Here is an 11,848-nt window from a genome sequence, read left to right on the forward strand (position 1 = left end):
GCATGTATTAGGCATGCCGCCAGCGTTCGTCCTGAGCCAGGATCAAACTCTCCAATAAAGTATTGAAAAGAGCGATTAGCTCATTTTGAATCTGACGAGATTAAAAATCTCATTTGTGCTTTGAAATCATTCAGTCCGAAGACATGTACGATTTCTCAGCGTCGATCTTGCAAGCAAGATCATTACTCACTCGTTGTTCAGTTTTCAAAGATCAAACTTTTTTTCTTCATCAGCGCTGTGTTTCAGCGGCGACTTAAATAATATATCATATCGGTGAATCCAATGCAACAGTTTTTTTGAAATTAATTAATTTAGTAGATTCAGTCTCCTGAACACCTCATTAACTTTTAAAAACCGCATCGTTATCACGTAGTCATTATTCTATCATAGCTGCAGCGAACTTTCCAATTGATTTACATTTTTCTTCAATTTATTTAAGTGTGCACTTTAATATAGTCAGATGCATGGTAATGTTTTTTATCCTTCTCTACGCTTCTATAATACTTGCTTTCTCAAAGTGATTATCAACGACATAGTCCAAGAGAGCCAACCCGTAACGGTTGACCCTCTTTATTTGAACTAAATCAAACACTCATCTCATTAATTGCTTACTACCCTTATTGCTGTATCCAGGGATTACGGCGGCTTTTTGCTGAGCTGCGTTTGTTTGTTTGCGTTTTACGAGCTTCAGCTTCTTTAGAAGATACCGATACTTTAGAAGTTCTTTTGCCTGCTGGCTTGGCAGTTCTTCGTTTCGCTACCCCACTTTTCCCAGCCGATTGTTTCGCTTTGCCACTATTGTTGTAATTGTCGTCACTTTCGAAGTTGGTCTGACTAAGATTAGCTTCCTCACGACCACCTTTCTTACCCCCAGTATGCTCTTGGGATGGATATAGTTCACCAAAAGCACCTAGCGGGGATGGCGGCACCATATTTTGTGATGGATACGGATTTTGATATGCGTACTCAACAGGTTGATACGGAACTACAGATGGAGCCATATTGGGATGCCCGCCATATGGACTATACATTCCCCAAGCAGGATCATTGTACCCTGGAGCTACGTGACCATAATTCGGTGCATGTGTATGTCCTCCGCATCCACATGGCGGATATGGAAGTACAGAATAAGGAGAGATAAATGGCGGCTGATTCATGGAATGCTCCGCGGCGAAAGATGGGAACGGGCTATTCACTTGAGCAGAAGGTGCTTGCGGATATGCATTATTAGCCACCACAGGAGCAGAATTTGGCATTGTATTGTTATGATTAAAATCCGGTTCATTATTTGATGATAAGTATTGCACCTCATATGGACTTATATCCGTTATCCCTGGGAACCCAGCATTGTTACTATGCCCAGCAATATACGTTGCTTGTTCCGCAGTATACACCTCTTGTGCAGGCACAGGAACCTGGGTATATGGGTATTCTGCTGGTGCATGGTGAAGTTTACTTCCACAACCACATGGAGATTTGGTCGCAGGTGACACTTCAACTGGAGCTTTTGTATTCGGTATAGCTGGCAAAGGCATAATTTCAGGTGACAGATTCGGCATTGTATACTTTGGAGCTTCTGGAAGAGGTTTCACTTGTGCCGTTGGCGCAAGGTTTTCTTTTTTCTCCGGTTCCTTCGTTGGCTTAACATCTGGAATTTCAGGTAACTGAGGTAACACTTCAAGTTCAGGCATTACATTAGGTGGCACGGGATTAGCCGGCTTAGACGTTGGAGCAGGCTGCTCTTTGATTGGTTCAGGTACCACCGGTGTAGGTGGTGGGGATGATGGCACTGGAGCTTCCGGTGTTACCGGCTCCTCTTTTACACCTGTATGTTCTTTTCCCTCAGGGGAGAGCTTTTCATGAGCTGCAACATTACTCGCTCCGATGTCTGTTCCTGTGTTGCCCTGAACTTGCATGGAAGGAATGTGTACTGTCTCCCCCACCAGAAGAGCATTTGGGTTTTTCAGTTGTGGATTGGCATTGATCATATCCTTCAGCGGGACTCCCCATGCCTGCGACAACTTCCACAACGAATCTCCTTGCTGAACTTTATGACTGTGTAATACTCCCTCGGGTTTGGGTGTCACAGGTGCAGCAGGAATTTTTACTTTCATCCCAATATCCAACTTATCAGGATCACTGATTTGCGGATTAGCCGCAATAATTTTGTCGAGCGCCACATTATATTTTTGGGACAGCAGATACAATGTGTCGCCTTTTTTCACCATGTGTATTTTCACTGGGAACTAACCTCCTAGACGTGATACTTGGGCAGTGCATTCGCCCATACCGTTACTACATCCTATGCAGAAATTAGGCTAATGACATCACCTAAACAAAAAAAATCCTTCTCTCTTCAAAAACCGCATACTTTTGAGTATGACGATCCCTGATAGATCAGAAGGATTTCACGTTCTAAATTCAGCTATATTCGTTGTTTAGGCTTCCCAAACTTTGTATCCGTCTTTGTCCACAATTTGTCGGAACGCTTCAAGAAGTTTTAATGTTATCGGGCCTGCAACCCCTGAACCGATCGTTCTTCCATCAACTTCATAAGCAGCGATGACTTCTGCGGCCGTACCTGTGAAGAAGACCTCGTCCGCGATGTACACATCATGGAGGGTAAATGGAATCTCTTTCAACTCAATGTTCAGCTCACCACATAGATCAATAATTGCCTGACGCGTAATCCCTTCCAAGGCACCAAGGTAACAAGGCGGTGTGTAGACAACCCCATTTTTGATAATAAAAATGTTATCGCTAGAACCTTCAGTAACATAACCTTGAGAGTTCAACATGATTGCTTCACCAGCACCTGCATAGTTGGACTGGATTTTGACAAGTACGTTATTAAGGTAGTTCAACGATTTTATTTTGGGATTAAGTGCATCTGGAATGTTACGACGTTGGGAGACAGACACAGCTTTCAGACCAGTAAGATAGGCTTCCTCCGGATAAATGGCCAATTGCTCTACAATAATAATCACAGAGGCCTTTGGACAACGCAGTGGATCTAATCCCAAGTTACCAGGACCCCGCGAAACAATTAAACGAATATAACCATTGCGCATATCATTACGACGTACTGTTTCAGCCATCACGTCTAACATTTCTTCATAAGACAGAGGGATATTGAGATTAATGGATTTTGCTGAATCATACAATCGATCCAAATGCGCCTTGCATCTAAAAATGTTTCCGTTATATATCCGGATACCTTCGAAAATCCCATCTCCATACAAAAAACCATGATCGTATACCGAAACAGTTGCGTTCTCCTTGGTCACAAATTGACCGTCCAAATAAATCCACTGTTCTGACATGGATGACTGCACCTCCGTTAAATGTCCTATCCTTCACTCACGAAAAATATCATCTGATTCACTTATTGTACAACAATTGACAAGCATTCACGTGTGAGATTTACCCCATTTTTAGTCCCAACCTCTATAAATCCGTCCTATGATTAGGTTGTCTTCAAAGTCGGATAAGTAAAACAAGGATAGCTGCCAAGCACACGTACCTGACAATTCAAAGCCTCAATCTCTGCCATCGCTGCCGTCAGCAGCACAGAATCAACAGCTTCTTTTACATCAATATAAAAATAATAACTACCGAGCCGCTTCTTCGTTGGACGCGATTCGAGTCGGGTCAGATTCAGCTTACGCCAAGCAAACGCGGACAACACCTGATGAAGAGCACCCGGTGCATCCTCAGGTAATGTAACCAATAGACTCGTCTTTACATGATCCGGTTCACGCGGAATCTGAACAGGCTCATGGCCAATCAAAACAAACCGAGTGTAGTTATTATCATGATCAGTAACTCGCTCAGCCATAATATCCAGGCCATGCTTCTGAGCAGCCAATCTTGTACCAATTGCAGCCCAGCCTTTACCTGGGTTCTTCTTAACCAGCTCCACCGCCTCTGCTGTGCTGTTCACACCCTCTAGATCCGCATCAGGGGAATGTGTACGAATGAAGTTCTGGCACTGCGGGATGGCTACCGGATGAGACATGAGCTTGGTGATTTTTCCAAAATCATATCCATCCTCATCGTTCCTGAACTCCGAGCCATGTCCGATAACATTCTGAATCGATGGGTATACCCATTCGGCTTGCATCGCAATATCCACTTCATTAACGAGCCAGTCCATATGTAGACTAACCGAGCCTTCAATCGTATTTTCAATTGGAATGACGCTATATTGAGAATTCCCGCTATCTGTCGCACGGAAAACATCTGAAATGAGTTTGGAGTGAAGCAATTCTAACGGTTCACCATTAAACAGGAAATCGACTGCTTCATGGGAGACTGAACCTTCTGGCAATACTGCAATTCGTTTCATGCATTAACGTCCCCTTTAACTCTGTGCAAAAAAGGTGTGTCTTCTTGATCAGGCAACACCGTAACACCATTGAGATCCGGATCAAGCCACATCGCTGTCGCCGTGATGCCTTCATGCCCCATGGTATCGATTAAATATTGCTCAAGTTCATTTTTTCGTTGACTATGGCGATCTACAAAGGTTATGACGGTTGGACCAGCACCACTTAATGCAGCACCTAGCGCCCCATGATCTACCGCATACTCCAAAATCTCTGCCATCCCTGGAACTAACGAAGCTCTGTAAGGTTGATGCAAACGATCGGACATCGCTTTATGAATCATATCTAAACGCCCACTCGAAAGTGCAGCAACCAAAAGAGAAGACCTGCTGATGTTGTGCACAATATCAGACATTCCGAATTGCTGTGGAATGATACCTCTCGCTTGGGTTGTGGATAGTTGAAAGTCTGGGACAATCACTAATGCTTCTAAATCCTGAGCTGGCTCAATACGAATATGATCTACATGATCTCCATCCCAGGCCGCTGCGATAATCCCGCCATACAAGGAAGCACCTACATTGTCTGGATGTTTCTCCAGCGAAGTAGCCATGTCCAAGAGCTTCGCGTCCGATAAAGGTGACCCAATTAACGCATTAGCTGCGGCTAGAGCACCAACAATGGCGGATGCACTACTCCCTAAACCACGTGTAAGTGGAATATTGGACAGCATGGAAATCTCCAGTTCGGGAACGGAGACTCCTGCTTCATTGAATACCATCTGTGCAACCTCGTATATCAGGTTAGATTTATCCGTAGGTAAACCAGTTAGATGCTCTCCATGTAGATGAAAGGTCGTCTGCTCAGCAGGTTTCATTTCAAGCCAGGCATATAAAGATAAAGCCATACCCAGGGTATCAAACCCTGGGCCTAAATTTGCTGTACTTGCAGGTACTTTGACTGTAACTTTTTGTTTCAGGCTCATACGGATTGTTGCTCCAGTTGTGCAATCGCCGCCATAACCGCTTCTTCCGTATCTTCCACAACAAGCGGTTCCGTTGCTACTGTTTTAATTGCGATATTTGGATCTTTCAAGCCGTGACCTGTCAATACACAGACAACAGTCTCTCCACCTTTAAAGTATCCTTCTTGTTTCAATTTATATACTCCTGCGACCGAAGCAGCAGATGCAGGTTCAGCAAAGATACCTTCACGAGCCGCAATGGTGCGATATGCTGTCAAAATTTCTTCATCGGTTACGTAGTTGATCTGTCCACCGGACTCTTCAGCTGCAGCAACCGCTGTTTTCCAACTTGCTGGATTACCAATTCGAATCGCTGTAGCCACAGTTTCAGGTTCCAGGATCGGTTCACCTTTAACGATAGCCATAGCACCCTCAGCCTCAAAACCAACCATACGTGGCAAGGAATTCGACTTACCTGCCTCTTTATACTCTTTGAATCCTTTCCAGTATGCAGAGATATTCCCCGCATTACCCACCGGAATCGCCAATACGTCAGGAGCTTGACCCAATTGATCTACCACTTCAAATGCAGCTGTCTTTTGTCCTTCAATACGGAACGGATTGACAGAGTTTACAAGCGTGATGGGATGTTTGGCTGTGATCTCACGAACAATCTCCAAGGCACGGTCAAAGTTACCATTGATCGCAATAACTTTAGCTCCGTAGATCATAGCTTGAGCAAGCTTACCCAGAGCGATGTTGTTATTCGGAATCAACACGATACAATTCAAACCACCGCGAGCCGCATAGGCAGCAGCAGCAGCAGACGTATTACCTGTTGAAGCACACATGATCGTGCGGCTTCCTTCTTCCATTGCTTTTGCTACAGCCATAACCATACCACGGTCTTTGAATGAACCACTGGGGTTCAAGCCTTCATATTTGAAATATAAGTTCAAGCCAAGTTCTTTGGACAGATTTTCTGCATGAACCAGAGGTGTATTTCCTTCTTGCAGCGTAAGCATAGGTGTATTTTCATTAACCGGAAGGTATTCTTTGTAAGTTTGCAGTAGTCCTTGATATCTCATTGTAAGTAAGCTCCTTTGTCGTTTAAAGTTCCAAATTGGGTTCCATAGATTCATTATTGATAGATCATTGCATGTATTGTGATTCAATGCTGAATGTTAGCCTTCAACTCGGTATACACTCTTAATTCGGCGAATAACGTTAAGTGATTCAAAGTGCCTAAGCACCTTGTCCATGCTAGCCTTGCTTGCGTTATGGGTAACAATAATAATCTCGGCATCAGGGTTAGTCTCATTAGGTTGTTGAACAACCGACGCCAGACTTACCTCATATTCTGCAAAAATTTGCGTGATTTGTGCGAGTACCCCTGCCTTATCGTCTACATGCAACAAGATGAAGTTTTTCGACAAAATCTGTTCGTCGCTTTGGAGCCGTTTAGGTTTATAAGGCACGATCGCTTTAAGACCATTTACGCCAAGTTTTAAGTTTTTGATGACAGCCACGATGTCAGCTACTACAGACGTTGCTGTTGGAAGCTCTCCTGCTCCTGCACCATAGAACATCGTCTCACCTACCGCTTCACCATGAACATAAACGGCATTGAATACCCCATTAACGGATGCAATCGGATGATTTTGTCTAACCATCGTAGGCTGAACACTAATCGTGATCTCGTCATCTTGACGGTCAGCAATACCGAGTAGCTTCATTTCATATCCAAGTCTTCTAGCATACGTAATATCTTCACGAGTCACGGATGATATACCGCGGACTGTTACATCCTGCAGCTCAACATTGGTACGAAAACCTAATGTGCTCAATATCGCCATTTTACGAGCGGCATCCAGTCCCTCTACATCTGAGGTAGGGTCAGTCTCTGCGTAACCAAGTGCCTGAGCCTCTGACAAGACCTCCTCATATGAGGCGCCTTCCTGACTCATTTTGGTCAAAATATAGTTCGTTGTGCCGTTAACAATACCCATAATTCGGGTTATTCGATCCGACGAGAATCCCTCAATTAGAGTACGAATGATGGGAATTCCACCAGCTACACTGGCTTCATAAAATACGTCACATTGTTTCTCCTGTGCCTTCGCCAATATCTCAGACCCATGCAGAGCCATCAAATCTTTGTTCGCTGTTACAATATGTTTGCCGCGTTCCAGCGCTTCCAGAATGTATGCTTTCGTCTGATCAATCCCACCCATAACTTCGACGATTACATCGATATCGGGATGTCGAATAACTTCCCAAGGGTCTTCTGTAAGCTTTGCACGATCAACGGCAATAACGCGATCTTTCTCTGTATTCTTTACAGCAATCTTCTCAATAACAATGGGAGAGCCGACCTGACTACTCAGATCCTCCTGGTTCCCCTCTACGATACGAACGACCCCTGTACCTACAGTTCCCAAACCCAACAATCCTACTTTTACTGGTTTCACTAACGACATACCCCCTATATCTCTTCTTACTGTCACCTCTGCACTGTTGTACATCTGAACAACTTGTTCGACCTATATTGAACGTTATGAAAATAACGTCTCGTTAACCTTGCCCTACAATTCGGGTGCGACGAACACCAGGCATTTCCTGCATTTGCTCCAACATGTCTCCAATCTCTCCGTGAAGATGCGATATTTCTACTGAAATAACAACGTTCGCTCTTCCTTGAAGAGGAATACTCTGATTAATTGTAAGAACGTTAGCACCATAACCAGCCACATGTCCTAACACACGAGACAATATTCCAGACTGATGCTCCAGATCAATAGAAATGGTAACGATTCGTTCTCGCTCCAATTGATTGATCAAATGAATGCCGTCCTTATATTTATAAAAAGCACTGCGGCTTAATCCAACCTGCTCTACGGCTTCATGCACCGTTTTGACATCGCCCGCAGCAAGAAGTTCTTTCACTTGCATCGTCTTCACGACAGCTTCAGGCAAAATGTCTTCACGTACCAAGTAATAGCGTTCGTTCACAGAACGTCCTCTCCTCAAAGACTCATGTATTCATATAGTGGACATTATATAGGATGTAGCGCAAAAGGGCAATACATTACATGTCTATTTTTTAAAAATATGTTCTTCACAGTATACAGCTTATCCCACGTTTATGTTATATCCATTGAACTAAAACCTATCTACACTGTTTTCTCTGTCCTTCACCGTTCTCATGTAAATGTCTGATTTCATTTATATAAAAACAAAAAAGCACAGAACTGCGGGTTGATATCCCACTGCTCTGTGCAATTATTTAATTCACATTATGCATCGATCCAACGTGAATGACGCTTTAGTAGTAACTGCTGCTCTCGACGAATTCAAATTCAAAGTCGCCGATCCGTACAATCGTACCCTCTTCTGCACCACGTTTACGCAACTCATCATCCACACCCATATAACGCAATGTACGCGCAAGTTTGAGGATTGCCTCATGTGAGTTCAGCTGCATACGTTTCATCATGCGTTCAATTTTGGCACTTTCAACAATGAAGGTATCATTCTCACGCACAATGCGGAAACCTTCATCCTCTTTTTTGTCCAAACTAAACACTTTACGTTCCGAAATATCCGCTACTTCTTCAACAACCGGTTCATCCGGGATCTGATCCAACAGATCAGCCGCACGGTACAACAGCTCTTGAATCCCTTGGCGAGTAAGCGACGAAATTGGCATAACTTCAATATCCGGATGTATCTCACGAACCTGTTGCAAGAACTTTTCTAGATTCTCTGCAGATTCCGGCATATCCATTTTGTTTGCTGCCACAATCTGTGGTCTCTCAGCCAATGCAGGATTGTACTGTTTCAATTCATCGTTAATTTTTTGCCAGTCTTCAAAAGGATCGCGTCCTTCTGAACCAGACATGTCAACCACATGCACAATGATACGGGTACGCTCAACATGGCGTAAGAACTCATGTCCAAGTCCGATCCCTTCATGCGCACCTTCAATGAGTCCTGGCAAATCTGCCATGACAAAACTACGACCTTCGCCCACACCAACCACACCCAGATTAGGTGTTATTGTTGTAAAGTGATATGCACCGATCTTTGGTTTAGCTGCTGAAACGACAGATAGCAATGTCGATTTGCCGACACTTGGGAAACCCACAAGTCCTACATCTGCCATTACTTTAAGTTCAAGCACGATGTATCGTTCTTGGCCTTCTTCACCGTTCTCAGCAAGTTCAGGTGCAGGGTTATTTGGTGTCGCAAAACGAATGTTACCCCGGCCACCTCGACCACCTTTGGCAACAACAACCTGCTGACCGTGACGTGTCAGATCGGCCAATACTTCGCCGCTGTCCTCATCAACAATGACTGTTCCCGGCGGAATACGAACGATCATATTCTCCGCATTGGCACCGTGTTGACTTTTGTTACGGCCTTTTTCACCACGTGGAGCCTTGAAGTGTCGCTGGTAACGGAAATCCATCAACGTCCGCAAACCTTCATCTACGCGGAAAATGATGTCTGCTCCTCTGCCCCCATCACCCCCGGCAGGTCCGCCGTTTGGTACATATTTCTCACGACGGAACGAAATAATTCCGTCCCCCCCGTCTCCGGCTTTCACATAAATCTTCGCTTTATCTACAAACATTGGTTAACCCCTTCTTCCTATATTCCACACGGCATTCGGAATTGTATAAACGTATCCTCAGACGGAAGTTGCTCCGTTCTGACTTTTTTCCCTTTAAGTACGGCCTCAAGATGCCGTACCGTTTCTGGATCGGGTGTTTGATCCCCGTCCAATCGGACAACCACATCTCCATGATCCTGTCCGAAGCTCAAGGTCAGTTTGCGAACCTCTCCCCAAGACGACCGGCCGCCGCCAAATTGATAGGCTCGAATTGCATCCGCAATCGCCCCCGTTAGTGACTCGCCATCCTCGGGAGAAACCAGAGCATTAAGCTGCAACTCTTCCTCAACTTCAACATGCAATTCCAATGCAACTCCACTTGCTCGGAAAGATTGCAGGTAAAACACGAGTGAAGGAATACCTAATTTTGAAATTCGGCTTTCCTCAGTAACCCGTTCCTTTATTCTTTCCACACATTGTACTGATTTATCAAGTTTGCCTAGTCGAAGATATCCATACAATACCTGAAGATCGTTCATCCAGTCATGCCGATGATGATTTAATGATGCGATTGCTGTTTTTTCCATAGATTGTACAATTGTTCTGCGTTCTGCCTCCGCTTGTCTGTTCATCAGATAGAGCGAAACCACCAGCACTGCAACGGACCACAACGCACACACAATACCTGAAATGACTGATGGATACAGCATAACGAAAACCAAAGGAATCAGAAGTGAACATGCCGCAATCCACGGCACTCTTTTCCAAGATTTCATGGCTTCTCCCCGTTCTACACTAACTCGGCTAGTTTAACCCCACCGTATCCAAGTATAACATGTCTTTTCTGTCAGTTCATTAGCGATTACTCTTAAAATACAAAAAGCCTCCGGCAAAAATGCCGAAGGCTCCTTAGGCGGAATGCCGATATTATGCTTCTACTGTAGCTGCTACTGGAGCAACGTCTACAGGATAGATGCTTACTTTTTTACGATCGCGTCCCCAACGTTCGAATTTCACAACGCCGTCAACTTTCGCAAACAAAGTGTCATCTTTACCGATACCCACGTTAGTACCTGGGTGAATTTTCGTTCCGCGTTGGCGAACGAGAATGCTACCACCAGTTACTTTTTGGCCGTCAGCACGCTTAACGCCAAGGCGTTGTGCATTACTGTCACGTCCGTTCTTCGTGGAACCTACACCTTTTTTCGATGCGAACAACTGAAGATTTAATTTCAACATGATTGGTTTTCCTCCTTCTTAAATTATTTGGATTGCTCTATCTTAATATACTTACCGTATGACTCTGCAATATTAGTGAGCATAACTACCATGGATTCGAGTAACAATTGTACCTGAGAAAAAGTTTCATCTTTTGGAAGCGAAGGTAAAGAACCACTTAAAAAGCCATTCTTCATTTTGGTATGCATCTCGATACCAGTCAATGCCTCAATCGAGTTAACTGTACCTACTGTAACAGCAGATACCCCGGCACATACGATATCTTCTCCCCGCTTGGCAAAATTAGCATGCCCTTGGATTGAGAAGCGTTCGATGCTCTCATCCTCATTACGAAAGATTTGAACGATAATCACTTATCGCACCTACCTTACGCTTTGATTTTTTCGATAGTTACTTTAGTGTACGGTTGACGGTGACCTTGCTTCACATGGTAGTTCTTTTTCGGTTTGTATTTGTATACAACAACCTTTTGACCTTTGCCATGTTTCTCCACTTTAGCCGTTACAGTAGCTCCGGAAACCAATGGTGTACCTGCTGTCAAACCTTTATCGTTAGATACAGCCAGGACACGGTCGAACGTTACGCTTTCGCCATCGTTCGCAGTCAATTTCTCGATGAACAGAACATCGCCCTCTTGGACTTTGTACTGTTTACCACCTGTTTCAATAATTGCGTACATTTGCCTTGCACCTCCTCATGTCT

General features: G+C 44.2%; 12 protein-coding genes. All 12 read right to left on the reverse strand.

Annotated features, from left to right (window positions below; genetic code table 11):
- Positions 1-617: 617 nt before the first annotated feature.
- Positions 618-2,240 (reverse strand): LysM peptidoglycan-binding domain-containing protein, encoded by a 1,623-nt coding sequence (locus tag MH215_RS24190; RefSeq protein ID WP_239293668.1) that lies wholly within the window; start codon positions 2,238-2,240, stop codon positions 618-620.
- Between the two features lie 198 nt (positions 2,241-2,438).
- Positions 2,439-3,323, reverse strand: coding sequence for a branched-chain-amino-acid transaminase (gene ilvE, locus MH215_RS24195; RefSeq protein ID WP_056697918.1), 885 nt, complete (start codon positions 3,321-3,323; stop codon positions 2,439-2,441).
- A 143-nt stretch (positions 3,324-3,466) separates the two neighbouring features.
- A complete protein-coding gene (gene pheA, locus MH215_RS24200) occupies positions 3,467-4,348 on the reverse strand; it encodes a prephenate dehydratase (protein ID WP_239293669.1) in 882 nt (293 codons plus the stop codon).
- Positions 4,345-5,313, reverse strand: a complete 969-nt coding sequence (gene thrB / locus MH215_RS24205) for a homoserine kinase (RefSeq protein ID WP_239293670.1) — start codon at positions 5,311-5,313, stop codon at positions 4,345-4,347. The genes pheA and thrB overlap by 4 nt, the downstream gene beginning before the upstream one ends.
- Positions 5,310-6,380 (reverse strand): threonine synthase, encoded by a 1,071-nt coding sequence (gene thrC / locus MH215_RS24210; protein WP_056697925.1) that lies wholly within the window; start codon positions 6,378-6,380, stop codon positions 5,310-5,312. The genes thrB and thrC overlap by 4 nt, the downstream gene beginning before the upstream one ends.
- A gap of 96 nt (positions 6,381-6,476) precedes the next feature.
- Positions 6,477-7,763 carry a homoserine dehydrogenase gene (locus tag MH215_RS24215; RefSeq protein ID WP_056697928.1) on the reverse strand — a complete coding sequence of 429 codons (1,287 nt, stop codon included), beginning with the start codon at positions 7,761-7,763 and terminating at the stop codon, positions 6,477-6,479.
- 103 nt (positions 7,764-7,866) lie between these two features.
- The gene (locus tag MH215_RS24220; protein ID WP_056697934.1) at positions 7,867-8,304 is read right to left on the reverse strand and encodes an ACT domain-containing protein; all 438 of its coding nucleotides are present in this window, start codon (positions 8,302-8,304) and stop codon (positions 7,867-7,869) included.
- Positions 8,305-8,617: 313 nt separating this feature from the next.
- Complete coding sequence (gene obgE / locus MH215_RS24225; RefSeq protein ID WP_239293671.1) at positions 8,618-9,928, reverse strand: GTPase ObgE; 1,311 nt, start codon at positions 9,926-9,928, stop codon at positions 8,618-8,620.
- A gap of 17 nt (positions 9,929-9,945) precedes the next feature.
- The gene (locus MH215_RS24230) at positions 9,946-10,683 is read right to left on the reverse strand and encodes a Spo0B domain-containing protein (RefSeq protein WP_056697940.1); all 738 of its coding nucleotides are present in this window, start codon (positions 10,681-10,683) and stop codon (positions 9,946-9,948) included.
- 151 nt (positions 10,684-10,834) lie between these two features.
- Positions 10,835-11,146: a 50S ribosomal protein L27 gene (rpmA, locus tag MH215_RS24235; protein ID WP_056697942.1), complete on the reverse strand. Its 312-nt coding sequence runs from the start codon at positions 11,144-11,146 to the stop codon at positions 10,835-10,837.
- Positions 11,147-11,169: 23 nt separating this feature from the next.
- Positions 11,170-11,499 carry a ribosomal-processing cysteine protease Prp gene (locus MH215_RS24240; protein ID WP_239293672.1) on the reverse strand — a complete coding sequence of 110 codons (330 nt, stop codon included), beginning with the start codon at positions 11,497-11,499 and terminating at the stop codon, positions 11,170-11,172.
- A 14-nt stretch (positions 11,500-11,513) separates the two neighbouring features.
- On the reverse strand, positions 11,514-11,825 hold the full coding sequence (rplU, locus tag MH215_RS24245) for a 50S ribosomal protein L21 (RefSeq protein WP_056697947.1): 312 nt from the start codon (positions 11,823-11,825) through the stop codon (positions 11,514-11,516).
- Positions 11,826-11,848: the final 23 nt, after the last annotated feature.

Source organism: Paenibacillus sp. ACRSA (assembly GCF_022346845.1).
GTDB lineage: Bacteria > Bacillota > Bacilli > Paenibacillales > Paenibacillaceae > Paenibacillus.